Annotated in this window: 11 protein-coding genes and 1 pseudogene; 11 read left to right on the forward strand and 1 reads right to left on the reverse strand. The window is 53.0% G+C overall.

The window, feature by feature from the left end:
- Nucleotides 1-14 precede the first annotated feature (14 nt).
- From lgt to recD, 10 genes and pseudogenes are all read left to right on the forward strand, one after another.
- Nucleotides 15-890 (forward strand): prolipoprotein diacylglyceryl transferase, encoded by an 876-nt coding sequence (lgt, locus tag OQV04_RS08345; protein ID WP_000204658.1) that lies wholly within the window; start codon nucleotides 15-17, stop codon nucleotides 888-890.
- A gap of 6 nt (nucleotides 891-896) precedes the next feature.
- On the forward strand, nucleotides 897-1691 hold the full coding sequence (gene thyA, locus OQV04_RS08350; protein WP_000816232.1) for a thymidylate synthase: 795 nt from the start codon (nucleotides 897-899) through the stop codon (nucleotides 1689-1691).
- Nucleotides 1692-1875: 184 nt separating this feature from the next.
- Nucleotides 1876-2346 (forward strand): prepilin peptidase-dependent protein, encoded by a 471-nt coding sequence (locus OQV04_RS08355; RefSeq protein WP_247806659.1) that lies wholly within the window; start codon nucleotides 1876-1878, stop codon nucleotides 2344-2346.
- A complete protein-coding gene (locus tag OQV04_RS08360; protein WP_001144298.1) occupies nucleotides 2337-2900 on the forward strand; it encodes a prepilin peptidase-dependent protein in 564 nt (187 codons plus the stop codon). Before OQV04_RS08355 ends, OQV04_RS08360 begins: the two co-directional genes overlap by 10 nt.
- Nucleotides 2897-3305 (forward strand): annotated as a pseudogene (locus OQV04_RS08365) (DUF2509 family protein). Before OQV04_RS08360 ends, OQV04_RS08365 begins: the two are co-directional and overlap by 4 nt.
- Nucleotides 3290-3613, forward strand: coding sequence for a prepilin-type N-terminal cleavage/methylation domain-containing protein (locus tag OQV04_RS08370; RefSeq protein WP_032222473.1), 324 nt, complete (start codon nucleotides 3290-3292; stop codon nucleotides 3611-3613). The pseudogene OQV04_RS08365 and the gene OQV04_RS08370 overlap by 16 nt, the downstream one beginning before the upstream one ends.
- Before the next feature lie 12 nt (nucleotides 3614-3625).
- On the forward strand, nucleotides 3626-6994 hold the full coding sequence (gene recC / locus OQV04_RS08375; RefSeq protein ID WP_032281528.1) for an exodeoxyribonuclease V subunit gamma: 3369 nt from the start codon (nucleotides 3626-3628) through the stop codon (nucleotides 6992-6994).
- A gap of 175 nt (nucleotides 6995-7169) precedes the next feature.
- On the forward strand, nucleotides 7170-10058 hold the full coding sequence (gene ptrA, locus OQV04_RS08380; RefSeq protein ID WP_032281527.1) for a pitrilysin: 2889 nt from the start codon (nucleotides 7170-7172) through the stop codon (nucleotides 10056-10058).
- Nucleotides 10051-13593 carry an exodeoxyribonuclease V subunit beta gene (gene recB, locus OQV04_RS08385; RefSeq protein ID WP_045177063.1) on the forward strand — a complete coding sequence of 1181 codons (3543 nt, stop codon included), beginning with the start codon at nucleotides 10051-10053 and terminating at the stop codon, nucleotides 13591-13593. Before ptrA ends, recB begins: the two co-directional genes overlap by 8 nt.
- Complete coding sequence (gene recD / locus OQV04_RS08390) at nucleotides 13593-15419, forward strand: exodeoxyribonuclease V subunit alpha (protein WP_032281525.1); 1827 nt, start codon at nucleotides 13593-13595, stop codon at nucleotides 15417-15419. Before recB ends, recD begins: the two co-directional genes overlap by 1 nt.
- A gap of 61 nt (nucleotides 15420-15480) precedes the next feature.
- Here the strand turns inward: recD and argA are convergent, their stop codons facing one another.
- Nucleotides 15481-16812: an amino-acid N-acetyltransferase gene (gene argA, locus OQV04_RS08395; RefSeq protein ID WP_032281524.1), complete on the reverse strand. Its 1332-nt coding sequence runs from the start codon at nucleotides 16810-16812 to the stop codon at nucleotides 15481-15483.
- A gap of 231 nt (nucleotides 16813-17043) precedes the next feature.
- Between argA and amiC the strand changes: the two genes are divergently transcribed.
- Nucleotides 17044-18297, forward strand: a complete 1254-nt coding sequence (amiC, locus tag OQV04_RS08400; protein WP_000016907.1) for an N-acetylmuramoyl-L-alanine amidase AmiC — start codon at nucleotides 17044-17046, stop codon at nucleotides 18295-18297.
- Nucleotides 18298-18366 lie beyond the last annotated feature (69 nt).

Consider the following 18366-nt stretch of genomic DNA (forward strand, 5'->3'; position numbering starts at 1 on the left):
ACTTGTGGTGACAGATGACCAGTAGCTATCTGCATTTTCCGGAGTTTGATCCGGTCATTTTCTCAATAGGACCCGTGGCGCTTCACTGGTACGGCCTGATGTATCTGGTGGGTTTCATTTTTGCAATGTGGCTGGCAACACGTCGGGCGAATCGTCCGGGCAGCGGCTGGACCAAAAATGAAGTTGAAAACTTACTCTATGCGGGCTTCCTCGGCGTCTTCCTCGGGGGACGTATTGGTTATGTTCTGTTCTACAATTTCCCGCAGTTTATGGCCGATCCGCTGTATCTGTTCCGTGTCTGGGACGGCGGCATGTCCTTCCACGGCGGCCTGATTGGCGTTATCGTGGTGATGATTATCTTCGCCCGCCGTACTAAACGTTCCTTCTTCCAGGTCTCTGATTTTATCGCACCGCTCATTCCGTTTGGTCTTGGTGCCGGGCGTCTGGGCAACTTTATTAACGGTGAATTGTGGGGCCGCGTTGACCCGAACTTCCCGTTTGCCATGCTGTTCCCTGGCTCCCGTACAGAAGATATTTTGCTGCTGCAAACCAACCCGCAGTGGCAATCCATTTTCGACACTTACGGTGTGCTGCCGCGCCACCCATCACAGCTTTACGAGCTGCTGCTGGAAGGTGTGGTGCTGTTTATTATCCTCAACCTGTATATTCGTAAACCGCGCCCAATGGGAGCTGTCTCAGGCTTGTTCCTGATTGGCTACGGCGCGTTTCGCATCATTGTTGAGTTTTTCCGCCAGCCCGACGCGCAGTTTACCGGTGCCTGGGTGCAGTACATCAGCATGGGGCAAATTCTTTCCATCCCGATGATTGTCGCGGGTGTGATCATGATGGTCTGGGCATATCGTCGCAGCCCACAGCAACACGTTTCCTGAGGAACCATGAAACAGTATTTAGAACTGATGCAAAAAGTGCTCGACGAAGGCACACAGAAAAACGACCGTACCGGAACCGGAACGCTTTCCATTTTTGGTCATCAGATGCGTTTTAACCTGCAGGATGGATTCCCGCTGGTGACAACTAAACGTTGCCACCTGCGTTCCATCATCCATGAACTGCTGTGGTTTTTGCAGGGCGACACTAACATTGCTTATCTACACGAAAACAATGTCACCATCTGGGACGAATGGGCCGATGAAAACGGCGACCTCGGGCCAGTGTATGGTAAACAGTGGCGCGCCTGGCCAACGCCGGATGGTCGTCATATTGACCAGATCACTACGGTACTGAACCAGCTGAAAAACGACCCGGATTCGCGCCGCATTATTGTTTCAGCGTGGAACGTAGGCGAACTGGATAAAATGGCGCTGGCACCGTGCCATGCATTCTTCCAGTTCTATGTGGCAGACGGCAAACTCTCTTGTCAGCTTTATCAGCGCTCCTGTGACGTCTTCCTCGGCCTGCCGTTTAACATTGCCAGCTACGCGTTACTGGTGCATATGATGGCGCAGCAGTGCGATCTGGAAGTGGGCGATTTTGTCTGGACGGGGGGCGACACGCACCTGTACAGCAATCATATGGATCAAACTCATCTGCAATTAAGCCGCGAACCGCGTCCGCTGCCGAAGTTGATTATCAAACGTAAACCCGAATCCATCTTCGACTACCGTTTCGAAGATTTTGAGATTGAAGGCTACGATCCACATCCGGGCATTAAAGCGCCGGTGGCTATCTAATTACGAAACATCCTGCCAGAGCCGACGCCAGTGTGCGTCGGTTTTTTTTACCCTCCATTAAATTCTTCGAGACACCTTCCCGAAATTTTGCAACGTCCTGCAACGGCGTAAATAGTCCGGAAGATGCGCCGAAGAAATAGAAACTGGCCCTCGTCTTTTTTTCTCCTTGCTCCATACTGCCGGCATGAAAACACAACGTGGTTATACGCTGATTGAAACGCTGGTCGCGATGCTGATTTTGGTCATGCTAAGTGCAAGTGGACTCTATGGCTGGCAATACTGGCAGCAGTCGCAACGGCTATGGCAAACCGCCAGCCAGGCGCGGGACTATTTGCTCTATTTACGTGAAGATGCCAACTGGCATAACCGCGACCACAGTATCAGTGTTATCAGGGAGGGGACGTTATGGTGCCTTGTGAGTTCCGTTGCTGGGGCGAATACCTGTCATGGCAGTTCACCATTGGTCTTTGTGCCACGCTGGCCCGAAGTCGAAATGAGCGACCTGACACCTTCGCTTGCTTTCTTTGGCCTGCGCAGTACCGCATGGGCCGGGCATATTCGCTTCAAAAACTCAACGGGCGAGTGGTGGCTGGTGGTTTCGCCGTGGGGAAGACTCCGGCTTTGTCAGCAAGGAGAAACAGAAGGATGCCTGTAAAAGAGCAAGGTTTTTCTCTGCTGGAAGTGTTGATTGCTATGGCGATCAGTAGCGTATTGTTGCTGGGAGCGGCACGCTTTCTGCCTGCGTTACAGCGTGAAAGTTTAACGGGCACCCGTAAGCTGGCGCTGGAAGATGAAATCTGGCTGCGGGTATTTACCGTCGCGAAGCATCTCCAGAGGGCGGGTTATTGTCATGGCAGCTGTACCGGCGAAGGGCTGGAAATTGTCGGACAGGGTGACTGTATCATTGTGCAGTGGGATGCGAACAGTAACGGTATCTGGGATCGCGAACCGGTAAAAGAGTCCGACCAGATTGGATTTCGTCTGAAGGAGCATGTGCTGGAAACGCTACGCGGTGCGACATCCTGTGAAGGTAAGGGCTGGGATAAAGTCACTAATCCGGATGCCATCATTATCGACACTTTTCAGGTCGTACGTCAGGATGTCAGCGGCTTCTCGCCGGTGTTGACGGTTAATATGCGTGCTGCCAGTAAGTCTGAACCGCAAACCGTGGTGAATGCCAGCTATAGCGTGACAGGATTCAACCTGTGAACCGCGAAAAGGGTGTTTCGTCACTGGCTCTGGTCCTGATGCTGCTGGTTTTGGGTAGCTTGCTATTACAAGGAATGAGCCAACAGGATCGCAGTTTTGCCTCTCGCGTGAGCATGGAAAGTCAGTCATTGCGCCGCCAGGCCATCGTTCAGTCGGCGCTGGCGTGGGGAAAAATGCACTCCTGGCAGACGCAGCCAGCAGTTCAGTGCTCGCAGTACGCTGGAACCGATGCCCGGGTTTGTTTGCGTTTACTGGCAGATAATGAAGCCTTATTGATTGCCGGTTATGAAGGCGTTTCGTTGTGGCGAACAGGCGAAGTCATCAATGGAAACATCGTTTTTTCGCCATGCGGCTGGAGCGATTTTTGTCCGCTGAAAGAGGGCGGCGTTATGTCAGCTTCCCTGAAGAATCAACAAGGCTTTAGCCTGCCGGAGGTAATGTTGGCGATGGTGTTGATGGTGGTGATTGTCACTGCGTTATCGGGTTTCCAGCGAACATTAATGAACAGTCTTGCCAGCAGAAACCAGTACCAACAGCTCTGGCGGCATGGTTGGCAGCAAACGCAACTGCGCGCGATTTCGCCACCTGCCAACTGGCAGGTCAACCGAATGCAGACATCGCAGGCGGGATGTGTCAGCATCAGCGTTACGCTAGTTTCACCCGGGGGCAGAGAAGGCGAGATGACTCGCCTGCATTGCCCGAATCGTCAGTAGTCAGGAGCCGCTATGTTAAGGGTCTACCATTCCAATCGTCTGGACGTGCTGGAAGCGTTGATGGAGTTTATTGTCGAACGCGAACGGCTGGACGATCCTTTCGAACCAGAGATGATTCTGGTGCAAAGTACCGGTATGGCACAGTGGCTGCAAATGACTCTGTCGCAAAAGTTTGGTATTGCGGCAAACATTGATTTTCCGCTGCCTGCGAGCTTTATCTGGGATATGTTCGTCCGGGTGTTACCGGAGATCCCCAAAGAGAGCGCCTTTAACAAACAGAGCATGAGCTGGAAACTGATGACTCTGCTGCCGCAATTGCTGGATCGCGAAGACTTTACCCTGTTGCGGCATTATCTGACTGACGATAGCGACAAGCGAAAACTGTTTCAGCTTTCTTCAAAAGCGGCGGACCTGTTTGACCAGTATCTGGTCTATCGTCCGGACTGGCTGGCACAGTGGGAAACAGGACATTTGGTTGAAGGGCTGGGAGAGGCACAGGCCTGGCAAGCGCCGTTGTGGAAGGCGCTGGTGGAATATACACATGAACTCGGACAACCGCGCTGGCACCGCGCCAATCTCTATCAGCGCTTTATCGAAACGCTGGAGTCCGCGACGACCTGCCCGCCGGGGTTACCTTCGCGCGTCTTTATATGCGGTATTTCCGCGTTACCGCCTGTTTATCTCCAGGCGCTCCAGGCGCTGGGTAAACATATTGAAATCCATCTCCTGTTTACCAACCCCTGCCGTTATTACTGGGGCGATATTAAAGATCCTGCTTATCTGGCGAAACTGCTGACCCGTCAGCGTCGACACAGTTTTGAAGATCGCGAATTGCCGCTATTTCGCGATAGCGAAAATGCCGGGCAGCTCTTTAACAGCGATGGTGAACAGGATGTCGGCAACCCGCTGCTGGCTTCATGGGGTAAGCTTGGGCGCGACTACATTTATCTCCTTTCTGACCTGGAGAGCAGCCAGGAGCTGGACGCCTTTGTCGATGTCACGCCAGATAACCTGCTGCATAACATTCAGTCTGACATTCTGGAACTGGAAAACCGCGCCGTTGCTGGTGTGAACATCGAAGATTTTTCCCGTAGCGATAACAAACGCCCGCTTGATCCACTGGATAGCAGTATCACCTTCCACGTTTGCCATAGCCCGCAGCGTGAAGTTGAAGTTTTGCACGATCGCCTGCTGGCGATGCTGGAGGAAGACCCGACACTTACTCCGCGCGACATCATCGTGATGGTGGCCGACATCGACAGCTACAGTCCGTTTATTCAGGCAGTGTTTGGTAGCGCACCTGCGGATCGTTACCTGCCTTACGCCATTTCCGACCGTCGTGCGCGGCAGTCACATCCGGTACTGGAAGCGTTTATCAGCCTGTTATCACTGCCTGACAGTCGCTTTGTGTCAGAGGATGTGCTGGCGCTGCTGGATGTGCCGGTGCTGGCGGCGCGGTTTGACATCACCGAAGAAGGGCTGCGTTATTTACGCCAGTGGGCCAACGAGTCCGGCATTCGTTGGGGCATAGATGACGACAACGTTCGCGAGCTGGAACTCCCCGCCACCGGACAACACACCTGGCGATTTGGCCTGACGCGTATGTTGTTGGGCTACGCGATGGAGAGCGCGCAGGGCGAGTGGCAATCGGTTCTACCTTATGATGAATCGAGCGGCTTAATTGCAGAACTGGTGGGGCATCTGGCTTCACTGCTAATGCAGCTAAACATCTGGCGTCGCGGGCTGGCACAGGAGCGTCCGCTGGAAGAGTGGTTGCCGGTTTGTCGCGATATGCTCAACGCCTTCTTCCTGCCGGATGCGGAAACCGAAGCGGCGATGACGCTGATCGAACAACAATGGCAGGCGATTATCGCCGAAGGTTTAGGTGCGCAGTATGGCGACGCGGTGCCGCTGTCACTATTGCGTGATGAACTGGCACAGCGTCTGGATCAAGAACGTATCAGCCAGCGTTTTCTCGCCGGACCGGTTAACATTTGTACTCTGATGCCAATGCGTTCAATTCCGTTCAAAGTGGTTTGCCTGCTGGGAATGAACGACGGCGTTTATCCACGTCAGCTTGCGCCATTGGGCTTTGACCTGATGAGCCAGAAACCGAAGCGTGGCGACCGTAGCCGTCGCGATGACGACCGCTACCTGTTCCTGGAAGCGTTAATTTCCGCGCAGCAAAAACTCTATATCAGCTATATCGGGCGTTCCATTCAGGATAACAGTGAACGTTTCCCGTCGGTACTGGTGCAGGAACTGATCGACTACATCGGGCAAAGTCATTATCTACCGGGCGATGAAGCGCTCAACTGTGATGAAAGCGAGGCAAGGGTAAAAGCGCATCTTACTTGCCTCCATACCCGGATGCCGTTTGATCCGCAAAACTACCAGCCAGGCGAACGACAAAGCTATGCTCGTGAATGGCTACCTGCGGCCAGCCAGGCTGGTAAAGCACATTCTGAATTTGTTCAGCCGCTGCCGTTTACCTTACCGGAAACCGTGCCGCTGGAAACGCTACAACGATTCTGGGCACATCCGGTGCGGGCGTTCTTCCAGATGCGTTTGCAGGTGAACTTCCGTACTGAAGACAGCGAAATCCCCGACACCGAGCCATTTATTCTGGAAGGACTTAGCCGTTATCAAATCAATCAGCAGTTATTGAATGCACTGGTTGAGCAGGATGATGCCGAACGCTTGTTCCGCCGCTTCCGGGCGGCAGGGGATTTACCGTATGGCGCTTTTGGTGAAATTTTCTGGGAAACACAGTGCCAGGAGATGCAGCAGCTTGCCGACAGAGTCATTGCCTGTCGCCAGCCGGGGCAGAGTATGGAAATTGATCTCGCTTGCAACGGTGTGCAGATAACTGGCTGGTTGCCGCAGGTGCAGCCGGATGGCTTGTTGCGCTGGCGTCCCTCTTTATTAAGTGTGGCGCAGGGAATGCAACTTTGGCTGGAACACCTTGTCTACTGTGCCAGCGGTGGTAATGGTGAAAGTCGCCTTTTTCTACGCAAAGACGGCGAGTGGCGTTTTCCGCCGCTTGCAGCCGAACAGGCTTTGCATTACCTCTCACAACTGATTGAGGGGTATCGTGAAGGGATGTCCGCGCCATTGCTGGTGTTACCTGAAAGTGGCGGCGCGTGGCTAAAAACCTGTTATGACGCGCAAAACGATGCCATGCTGGATGACGATTCCACGTTGCAAAAAGCCCGTACGAAATTCCTTCAGGCTTACGAAGGCAACATGATGGTGCGTGGCGAAGGTGATGATATCTGGTATCAAAGGCTCTGGCGGCAATTAACACCAGAGACAATGGAGGCAATCGTTGAACAGTCGCAACGTTTCCTGTTACCGCTGTTTCGCTTTAATCAGTCATGAGCGCTGTATGAAAATTGCGCAATCTATCCGCTTACTTTATGATGCGCACCAGTCACGGACTGATGGTTATATAAACATAGGCTGACTCGTGCAGCACAAGATTAAATTCTGGCAGATGATTTGCGTTAACCTGTTGAATCTGGCCAGAAAATAAAGTTGATTATGAGGTCCGTGAATGCCCCGCAGCACCTGGTTCAAAGCATTATTGTTGTTAGTTGCCCTTTGGGCACCCTTAAGTCAGGCAGAAACGGGATGGCAGCCGATTCAGGAAACCATCCGTAAAAGTGATAAAGATAACCGCCAGTATCAGGCTATACGTCTGGATAACGGTATGGTGGTCTTGCTGGTTTCTGATCCGCAGGCAGTTAAATCGCTCTCGGCGCTGGTGGTGCCCGTTGGGTCGCTGGAAGATCCCGAGGCGTACCAGGGGCTGGCACATTACCTTGAACATATGAGTCTGATGGGGTCGAAAAAGTACCCGCAGGCTGACAGTCTGGCCGAATATCTCAAAATGCACGGTGGCAGCCACAATGCCAGCACGGCACCGTATCGCACGGCTTTCTATCTGGAAGTTGAGAACGACGCCTTGCCCGGTGCGGTAGACCGCCTGGCGGACGCTATTGCAGAACCCTTGCTCGACAAGAAATACGCCGAACGTGAGCGTAATGCAGTGAACGCTGAATTAACCATGGCGCGTACGCGTGACGGGATGCGCATGGCACAGGTCAGCGCAGAAACCATTAACCCGGCACATCCCGGTTCAAAGTTTTCTGGTGGTAACCTCGAAACTTTAAGCGACAAACCTGGTAATCCGGTGCAGCAGGCGCTGAAAGATTTCCACGAGAAGTACTATTCCGCTAATCTGATGAAGGCGGTTATTTACAGCAATAAACCGCTGCCGGAGTTGGCAAAAATGGCGGCGGACACTTTTGGTCGCGTGCCGAACAAAGAGAGCAAAAAACCGGAAATCACCGTGCCGGTAGTCACCGACGCGCAAAAGGGCATTATCATTCATTACGTCCCGGCGCTGCCGCGTAAAGTTCTGCGCGTTGAGTTTCGCATCGATAACAACTCAGCGAAGTTCCGTAGTAAAACGGATGAATTGATTACCTATCTGATTGGTAATCGCAGCCCAGGTACACTGTCTGACTGGCTGCAAAAGCAGGGATTAGTTGAGGGCATTAGCGCCAACTCCGATCCTATCGTCAACGGCAACAGCGGCGTATTAGCGATCTCTGCGTCTTTAACCGATAAAGGTCTGGCGAATCGCGATCAGGTTGTGGCGGCAATTTTTAGCTATCTCAATCTGTTACGTGAAAAAGGCATTGATAAACAATACTTCGATGAACTGGCGAATGTGCTGGATATCGACTTCCGTTATCCGTCGATCACCCGTGATATGGATTACGTCGAATGGCTGGCAGATACCATGATTCGCGTTCCTGTTGAGCATACGCTGGATGCAGTCAATATTGCCGATCGGTACGATGCTAAAGCAGTAAAGGAACGTCTGGCGATGATGACGCCGCAGAATGCGCGTATCTGGTATATCAGCTCGAAAGAGCCGCACAATAAAACGGCTTATTTTGTCGATGCGCCGTATCAGGTCGATAAAATTAGCGCACAAACTTTCGCTGACTGGCAGAAAAAAGCCGCCGACATTGCGCTCTCTTTGCCAGAGCTTAACCCTTATATTCCTGATGATTTCTCGCTGATTAAGTCAGAGAAGAAATACGACCATCCAGAGCTGATTGTTGATGAGTCGAATCTGCGCGTGGTGTATGCGCCAAGCCGTTATTTTGCCAGCGAGCCCAAAGCTGATGTCAGCCTGATTTTGCGTAATCCGAAAGCCATGGACAGCGCCCGCAATCAGGTGATGTTTGCGCTCAATGATTATCTCGCAGGGCTGGAGCTTGATCAGTTAAGCAACCAGGCGTCGGTTGGTGGCATAAGTTTTTCCACCAACGCTAACAACGGCCTTATGGTTAATGCCAATGGTTACACCCAGCGCCTGCCGCAGCTGTTCCAGGCATTGCTCGAGGGGTACTTTAGCTATACCGCTACGGAAGATCAGCTTGAGCAGGCGAAGTCCTGGTATAACCAGATGATGGATTCCGCAGAAAAGGGCAAAGCGTTCGAGCAGGCGATTATGCCCGCGCAGATGCTCTCGCAAGTGCCGTACTTCTCGCGAGATGAACGGCGTAAAATTTTGCCCTCCATTACTTTGAAAGAGGTGCTGGCCTATCGCGACGGCTTAAAATCAGGGGCTCGACCAGAGTTTATGGTTATCGGCAACATGACCGAGGCCCAGGCAACAACGCTGGCACGCGATGTGCAAAAACAGTTGGGCGCTGATGGGTCAGAGTGGTGTCGTAACAAAGATGTAGTGGTCGATAAAAAACAATCCGTCATCTTTGAAAAAGCCGGTAACAGCACCGACTCCGCACTGGCAGCGGTATTTGTACCGACTGGCTACGATGAATACACCAGCTCAGCCTATAGCTCTCTGTTGGGGCAGATCGTACAGCCGTGGTTCTACAATCAGTTGCGTACCGAAGAACAGTTGGGCTATGCCGTGTTTGCGTTTCCAATGAGCGTGGGGCGTCAGTGGGGCATGGGCTTCCTTTTGCAAAGCAATGATAAACAGCCTTCATTCTTGTGGGAGCGTTACAAGGCGTTTTTCCCAACCGCAGAGGCAAAATTGCGGGCGATGAAGCCAGAAGAGTTTGCGCAAATCCAGGAGGCGGTAATTACCCAGATGCTGCAGGCACCGCAAACGCTCGGCGAAGAAGCATCGAAGTTAAGTAAAGATTTCGATCGCGGCAATATGCGCTTCGATTCGCGTGATAAAATCGTGGCCCAGATAAAACTGCTGACGCCGCAAAAACTTGCTGATTTCTTCCATCAGGCGGTGGTCGAGCCGCAAGGCATGGCTATTCTGTCGCAGATTTCCGGCAGCCAGAACGGGAAAGCCGAATATGTGCATCCTGAAGGCTGGAAAGTGTGGGAGAACGTCAGCGCGTTGCAGCAAACAATGCCCCTGATGAGTGAAAAGAATGAGTGATGTCGCCGAGACACTAGATCCTTTGCGCTTGCCCTTACAGGGCGAGCGCCTGATTGAAGCCTCTGCCGGCACAGGCAAAACCTTTACGATTGCGGCGCTCTATTTGCGCCTGTTACTTGGACTAGGCGGTTCCGCCGCCTTTCCCCGCCCGCTGACCGTTGAAGAACTGCTGGTGGTCACCTTTACCGAGGCTGCCACGGCAGAATTGCGCGGTCGTATCCGTAGCAATATCCACGAGTTGCGCATCGCCTGTCTGCGTGAAACCACCGACAATCCACTGTACGAACGCCTGCTGGAAGAGATCGACGATAAAGCGCAAGCCGCGCAGTGGTTGTTGTTAGCCGAACGGCAGATGGATGAAGCGGCAGTCTTTACTATTCACGGCTTTTGCCAGCGCATGCTCAACCTGAATGCCTTTGAATCCGGCATGCTGTTTGAGCAGCAGCTGATTGAAGATGAGTCTCTGCTACGCTACCAGGCCTGCGCCGATTTCTGGCGTCGCCACTGCTACCCGCTGCCGCGTGAAATAGCCCAGGTCGTCTTTGAAACCTGGAAAGGGCCGCAGGCGTTGCTGCGCGATATTAATCGTTATCTGCAAGGCGAAGCGCCGGTTATCAAAGCACCGCCGCCCGATGATGAAACGCTGGCTTCCCGTCACGCGCAAATTGTGGCGCGTATTGATACGGTAAAACAGCAGTGGCGCGACGCAGTGGGTGAACTGGATGCGCTGATCGAATCTTCTGGTATTGATCGACGCAAGTTTAACCGTAGCAATCAGGCTAAATGGATCGACAAGATCAGCGCCTGGGCAGAAGAAGAGACAAACAGTTATCAGTTGCCGGAGTCGCTGGAAAAATTCTCCCAGCGTTTCTTAGAAGATCGCACGAAGGCCGGGGGGGAAACCCCGCGACATCCACTGTTTGAGGCGATCGATCAACTGCTTGCAGAACCATTGTCGATCCGCGATCTGGTGATCACCCGCGCATTGGCTGAGATCCGCGAAACAGTAGCGCGTGAAAAACGCCGCCGTGGCGAATTGGGTTTTGATGACATGTTAAGTCGGCTCGATTCCGCGCTGCGTAGCGAAAGCGGTGAGGTGTTGGCAGCGGCGATCCGTACGCGATTCCCGGTGGCAATGATCGATGAATTTCAGGATACCGACCCCCAGCAGTACCGAATTTTTCGCCGTATCTGGCACCATCAGCCGGAAACCGCATTGTTGCTAATTGGCGACCCGAAGCAGGCCATATATGCATTCCGGGGTGCGGATATCTTCACTTATATGAAGGCGCGTAGCGAAGTTCACGCCCACTACACTTTAGACATCAACTGGCGTTCCGCACCAGGAATGGTGAACAGTGTGAACAAGCTTTTCAGCCAGACTGATGACGCGTTCATGTTTCGCGAAATACCGTTTATTCCAGTGAAATCAGCCGGGAAAAATCAGGCGTTACGTTTTGTCTTTAAAGGTGAAACGCAGCCTGCGATGAAAATGTGGCTGATGGAAGGCGAAAGCTGCGGCGTTGGCGACTATCAAAGTACCATGGCGCAGGTATGTGCTGCGCAAATCCGCGACTGGCTACAAGCCGGACAGCGGGGCGAAGCGTTGCTGATGAACGGCGACGAAGCGCGTCCGGTGCGTGCTTCGGACATCAGTGTGCTGGTGCGCAGCCGCCAGGAGGCCGCCCAGGTGCGCGATGCCTTAACGTTGCTGGAAATCCCTTCCGTTTACCTTTCGAACCGCGACAGTGTTTTTGAAACTCTGGAAGCGCAGGAAATGCTTTGGTTGTTGCAGGCGGTGATGACGCCCGAACGTGAGAACACCCTGCGCAGTGCGCTGGCAACGTCAATGATGGGGCTGAATGCGCTGGATATTGAAACGCTGAATAATGACGAACATGCGTGGGATGCGGTAGTTGAAGAGTTCGATGGTTATCGGCAAATCTGGCGCAAACGTGGCGTTATGCCGATGCTGCGGGCGCTGATGTCGGCGCGTAACATTGCAGAAAACTTGCTGGCAACGGCAGGCGGTGAGCGGCGTCTTACCGATATCTTGCATATCAGCGAACTGCTACAAGAAGCCGGAACGCAGCTGGAAAGTGAACATGCGCTGGTACGCTGGTTATCGCAACATATCCTCGAGCCAGACAGTAATGCCTCCAGCCAACAAATGCGCCTCGAAAGTGATAAACATCTGGTACAGATTGTCACGATCCATAAATCAAAAGGGCTGGAATATCCGCTGGTCTGGTTGCCATTTATTACCAATTTCCGCGTCCAGGATCAGGCGTTTTATCACGATCGCCACTCGTTTGAGGCTGTTCTGGATCTTAACGCTGCGCCAGAAAGTGTCGATCTCGCGGAGGCCGAACGTCTGGCGGAAGATCTGCGTTTGCTTTACGTGGCGCTGACGCGTTCGGTTTGGCATTGCAGTCTCGGCGTTGCACCGCTGGTGCGCCGTCGTGGCGATAAAAAAGGTGACACCGACGTCCACCAAAGTGCGCTCGGGCGTTTGCTGCAAAAAGGGGAACCGCAAGATGCGGCAGGGCTTCGCACCTGTATTGAAGCGTTATGCGATGATGATATTGCCTGGCAAACGGCACAAACTGGTGATAACCAGCCCTGGCAGGTTAATGATGTTTTAACTGCAGAACTGAATGCGAGGACGCTACAACGATTGCCCGGCGATAACTGGCGCGTCACCAGCTACTCTGGTTTGCAACAGCGTGGTCACGGTATCGCCCAGGATTTGATGCCTCGGCTGGATGTCGATGCTGCAGGCGTTGCCAGCGTCGTTGAAGAACCGACGTTAACACCACATCAGTTTCCGCGCGGTGCGTCACCGGGGACGTTCTTGCACAGTTTGTTTGAAGACCTGGATTTTACCCAGCCGGTTGACCCGAACTGGGTGCGGGAAAAACTGGAACTCGGCGGCTTTGAATCGCAGTGGGAACCGGTATTGACCGAGTGGATCACGGCTGTCCTCCAGGCACCTCTCAATGAAACCGGCGTAAGCCTGAGTCAACTTTCCGCCCGCAATAAACAGGTGGAGATGGAGTTTTATCTGCCGATTAGTGAACCGCTTATCGCCAGTCAGCTTGATACGTTAATCCGCCAGTTTGACCCGCTATCCGCAGGCTGCCCGCCGCTGGAGTTCATGCAGGTACGTGGCATGTTAAAAGGCTTTATCGACCTGGTGTTCCGCCACGAAGGGCGTTATTACCTGCTCGACTATAAATCCAACTGGTTGGGTGAAGACAGTTCGGCTTACACCCAACAGGCTATGGCAGCGGCAATGCAGGCACACCGCTATGATCTGCAATATCAGCTTTATACCCTGGCGCTGCACCGTTATCTGCGCCATCGCATTGCTGATTACGACTATGAGCGCCACTTTGGCGGCGTTATTTATCTGTTCCTGCGTGGTGTTGATAAAGAACATCCGCAACAAGGGATTTACACAACCCGCCCCAACGCCGGGTTGATTGACCTGATGGATGAGATGTTTGCCGGTATGACCCTGGAGGAGGCGTAATGAAATTGCAAAAGCAATTACTGGAAGCTGTGGAGCACAAACAGCTACGCCCGCTGGATGTGCAATTTGCCCTGACCGTGGCGGGAGAAGAACATCCTGCTGTCACCCTCGCGGCGGCACTGTTAAGTCATGATGCCGGAGAGGGACACGTTTGTTTGCCGCTTTCACGACTGGAAAATAACGAGGAGTCGCATCCGCTGTTGGCGACCTGTGTCAGTGAAATCGGTGAGCTACAAAATTGGGAAGAATGCTTGCTGGCTTCACAAGCGGTCAGCCGGGGAGATGAACCAACGCCGATGATCCTCTGTGGCGATCGTCTTTATTTGAATCGCATGTGGTGTAACGAACGTACGGTGGCACGCTTTTTCAACGAAGTGAATCATGCCATTGAGGTTGATGAAGCTCTACTGGCGCAAACCCTGGACAAACTTTTTCCAGTAAGCGATGAAATTAACTGGCAAAAAGTTGCGGCGGCAGTGGCGCTGACGCGGCGGATCTCGGTGATTTCCGGCGGCCCTGGCACCGGTAAAACGACCACCGTAGCGAAGTTGCTGGCAGCGTTAATTCAAATGGCCGACGGCGAACGCTGCCGTATCCGTCTGGCTGCACCAACGGGTAAAGCTGCCGCGCGCTTAACCGAATCTCTCGGCAAGGCTTTGCGACAGTTACCGCTGACCGATGAACAAAAGAAACGCATTCCGGAAGATGCCAGTACTTTGCACCGATTGCTGGGTGCGCAGCCGGGTAGCCAGCGTTTACGTCATCATGCCGGTAACCCGCTGCATCTTGATGTGCTGGTGGTAGATGAAGCGTCAATGATCGATCTGCCTATGATGTCGAGACTGATCGACGCCTTGCCCGATCATGCGCGAGTGATCTTTCTCGGCGATCGTGATCAACTGGCCTCGGTTGAGGCTGGGGCTGTGCTGGGCGATATCTGCGCTTATGCCAATGCCGGCTTTACCGCCGAGCGTGCCGGGCAGCTAAGCCGCCTGACGGGAACTCACGTTCCGGCAGGAACTGGCACAGAAGCGGCATCTTTGCGCGACAGTCTCTGCCTGCTGCAAAAAAGCTATCGTTTCGGCAGCGATTCTGGCATTGGTCAGTTAGCTGCGGCGATCAACCGTGGTGATAAAACGGCAGTGAAAACCGTTTTTCAGCAGGATTTTACTGATATTGAAAAACGGCTTTTACAGAGCGGCGAAGATTATATTGCGATGCTTGAGGAAGCTCTTGCGGGTTATGGACGTTATCTGGATCTGCTGCAAGCGCGTGCCGAGCCGGATTTAATCATTCAGGCGTTTAATGAGTACCAGCTTTTGTGCGCCTTGCGGGAAGGGCCGTTTGGCGTGGCTGGACTGAATGAGCGAATTGAGCAGTTTATGCAACAGAAGCGCAAAATTCATCGTCATCCGCACTCTCGTTGGTACGAAGGCCGGCCGGTGATGATTGCCCGTAATGACAGCGCGCTTGGGTTGTTTAATGGCGATATCGGTATCGCGCTGGATCGTGGGCAGGGGACGCGCGTCTGGTTTGCGATGCCGGACGGCAATATTAAGTCTGTGCAACCGAGTCGCTTGCCAGAGCACGAAACTACGTGGGCGATGACGGTACATAAATCGCAGGGATCGGAGTTCGACCATGCGGCGTTGATTTTACCGAGCCAACGCACGCCGGTAGTAACGCGAGAGCTGGTTTATACCGCGGTGACCCGCGCGCGTCGCCGTCTGTCGCTGTATGCCGATGAGCGCATATTAAGTGCGGCAATCGCCACTCGTACTGAGCGGCGCAGTGGTCTGGCGGCGTTGTTTAGTTCGCGGGAATAAATGTAATTGCCGGATGCGACGCACGAGTGTTACGTCTGCCGCATCCGACGATTTTCATCGCTTACCCTAAATCCGCCATCAACACTTTGGATTTACGCTGGTAGTTGTACAACTGCTTTTTGCTCTCGGGCAATAAATCAATATCCACCGGGGTAAATCCACGTTCCTGGAACCAGTGAATACTGCGCGTGGTCAGCACAAACAATTTGCTTAAGCCGCTCTGCTTCGCCTGAGCGGCAATGCGTTCCAGCAGAACTTCACCCCGTGATGAGCTGCGGTAATCCGGGTGAACTGCCACACAGGCCATTTCCCCAATCTTCTCTTCCGGGAACGGATAGAGCGCGGCGCAGGCAATAGTCGTGTTATCGCGCTGAATAATGGTGAATTTATCGATTTCCATCTCCAGCTGCTCGCGAGAACGGCGTACCAGAATACCTTGCTGCTCCAGCGGGCGAATCAACTCCAGAATACCGCCAATATCGTTGATTGTTGCGCGACGAATCTGCTCGGCGCTTTCCATCACAATCTGCGTACCGATACCGTCGCGTGAGAACAACTCTTGCAACAGCGCGCCATCTTCCTGATAACTGATTAAATGACAGCGACGCACGCCGCTGCGGCAGGCTTTCACTGCGCCACGCAAAAAGCGCACCGTACCGGAGTTGTAATCGCCTTTCTCTTCCCGGGCTTCTACCCGCGCTTGCGCTTCGTTAGGGAAAAGTTCGGAGACAATATCACCGTCGTCATTAGTGACGCCCTGGGAAGAGCAAAAACCAATCATCTTTTCAGCTTTCAGTTTGATGGCCAGTTGAGTGGCAATCTCTTCCGAGGTCAGGTTAAAGCTCTCGCCAGTGACTGAAACAGCGACCGGCCCCATTAGCACTATTGCACCGCTGTCCAGTTGACGATGGATCGCGTCTTCATCAATCCGCCGGATACGCCCGCTATGGCAGTAATCCACGCCGTCATCGACGCCCAGCGGCTGGGCGATAATAAAATTGCCGCTGACGACGTTGATATGCGCGCCCTGTAGCGGCGTGTTATTGAGACTCATCGACAGGCGAGCAGTAATATCCAGTTGCAATGTTCCCGCAGCCTGCTTCACCAGTTCCAGTGTTTTGGCGTCGGTCACACGTATATTCTTGTGATACAGCGGTTCGTGGTGATGCGCAGCCAGATTTGCGTCGATCTGCGGACGTGCGCCATAGACCACCACCAGACGGATGCCGAGGCTGTGCAACAACCCGATATCATTAACGATACTGGAGAAATTCTCATGCTCAATGGCTTCACCGCCGAGCATGATGACAAACGTTTTTCCCCGGTGGGTATTGATATAGGGAACCGAATGGCGGAATCCCTCGACCAGCTCGGTTTTACGTTCCTTTACCACGGCACACCCATTTGCATGATTATTCGAAATTATTGTATTTTTATTCTGTTTTTTCGCAGGGTGCAAGTGTAAATTTTATGCGAGAGCGACTTTTTTATCAGTAATGCCGTGAATATAAAAAGAATGTTTACCGTTTATTAGATGACAGATTATGCGTCTTTCGCTAAAGTTTCCGGTCAAATTAGTCGTTTACTTGTTACACAGCTTAGATTTCTTTTGCTCGGGAGAGGCATGTCAGGATCCAACACTGCAATCAGCCGTCGTCGTTTACTGCAAGGCGCGGGTGCCATGTGGCTATTGAGCGTAAGTCAGGTCAGTCTGGCTGCGGTCAGCCAGGTCGTGGCGGTGCGCGTCTGGCCTGCGTCCAGCTACACCCGCGTGACGGTAGAATCAAATCGTCAGCTGAAATATAAGCAGTTCGCGTTGAGTAACCCGGAACGCGTGGTGGTGGATATCGAAGATGTAAACCTGAACTCGGTACTCAAGGGGATGGCGGCACAAATTCGTGCAGACGACCCGTTCATCAAGTCGGCGCGCGTCGGGCAATTTGACCCGCAAACCGTACGGATGGTTTTTGAATTAAAGCAAAACGTAAAACCGCAGCTGTTTGCCCTTGCGCCGGTCGCCGGGTTTAAAGAGCGTCTGGTGATGGACCTCTATCCGGCCAATGCACAGGATATGCAGGACCCGCTGCTGGCGCTGCTGGAGGATTACAACAAAGGCGACCTCGAAAAGCAGGTGCCACCAGCGCAAAGTGGTCCACAACCAGGTAAAGCAGGGCGCGATCGTCCGATTGTCATTATGCTTGACCCTGGCCACGGTGGCGAAGACTCCGGTGCGGTGGGGAAATACAAAACGCGCGAAAAAGACGTGGTATTGCAAATAGCTCGCCGTCTGCGCTCTCTGATCGAGAAAGAGGGCAATATGAAGGTGTACATGACGCGCAATGAAGACATCTTCATTCCGTTGCAAGTGCGCGTAGCAAAAGCTCAGAAACAGCGTGCTGACCTGTTTGTCTCTATCCATGCCGACGCCTTTACCAGTCGCCAGCCGAGCGGTTCCTCGGTGTTTGCGCTCTCAACCAAAGGTGCAACCAGTACTGCGGCAAAATATCTGGCACAAACCCAGAACGCCTCCGACTTGATTGGTGGCGTGAGCAAAAGCGGTGACCGCTATGTCGACCACACCATGTTCGATATGGTGCAGTCGCTGACCATTGCTGACAGCCTTAAGTTTGGTAAAGCGGTGCTGAATAAGCTCGGTAAAATCAACAAGCTGCATAAAAATCAAGTTGAACAGGCCGGGTTTGCCGTACTAAAGGCACCAGATATTCCCTCCATTCTGGTCGAAACGGCGTTTATCAGTAACGTTGAGGAAGAGCGTAAACTGAAAACGGCGACCTTCCAGCAGGAAGTTGCGGAGTCTATTCTTGCAGGGATTAAAGCGTATTTTGCCGATGGGGCGACCCTGGCGAGAAGGGGATGATAAAAAGGCGCTGAATGGCGCTTTTTTATAGGAGACCAGAAACAAAAAAACACCCGTTAGGGTGTTCAA

It is taken from the genome of Escherichia sp. Lx600-2, from assembly GCF_036662595.1.
In the GTDB taxonomy this organism is placed as follows: domain Bacteria; phylum Pseudomonadota; class Gammaproteobacteria; order Enterobacterales; family Enterobacteriaceae; genus Escherichia; species Escherichia coli.

Coding starts and splice junctions, on each gene's coding strand:
- ptrA (WP_032281527.1), top strand. CDS start 7,170: ATGCCCCGCAGCACCTGGTTCAAAGCATTATTGTTGTTAGTTGCCCTT.
- recB (WP_045177063.1), top strand. CDS start 10,051: ATGAGTGATGTCGCCGAGACACTAGATCCTTTGCGCTTGCCCTTACAG.
- amiC (WP_000016907.1), top strand. CDS start 17,044: ATGTCAGGATCCAACACTGCAATCAGCCGTCGTCGTTTACTGCAAGGC.
- OQV04_RS08370 (WP_032222473.1), top strand. CDS start 3,290: ATGTCAGCTTCCCTGAAGAATCAACAAGGCTTTAGCCTGCCGGAGGTA.
- recC (WP_032281528.1), top strand. CDS start 3,626: ATGTTAAGGGTCTACCATTCCAATCGTCTGGACGTGCTGGAAGCGTTG.
- recD (WP_032281525.1), top strand. CDS start 13,593: ATGAAATTGCAAAAGCAATTACTGGAAGCTGTGGAGCACAAACAGCTA.
- OQV04_RS08360 (WP_001144298.1), top strand. CDS start 2,337: ATGCCTGTAAAAGAGCAAGGTTTTTCTCTGCTGGAAGTGTTGATTGCT.
- OQV04_RS08355 (WP_247806659.1), top strand. CDS start 1,876: ATGAAAACACAACGTGGTTATACGCTGATTGAAACGCTGGTCGCGATG.
- lgt (WP_000204658.1), top strand. CDS start 15: ATGACCAGTAGCTATCTGCATTTTCCGGAGTTTGATCCGGTCATTTTC.
- thyA (WP_000816232.1), top strand. CDS start 897: ATGAAACAGTATTTAGAACTGATGCAAAAAGTGCTCGACGAAGGCACA.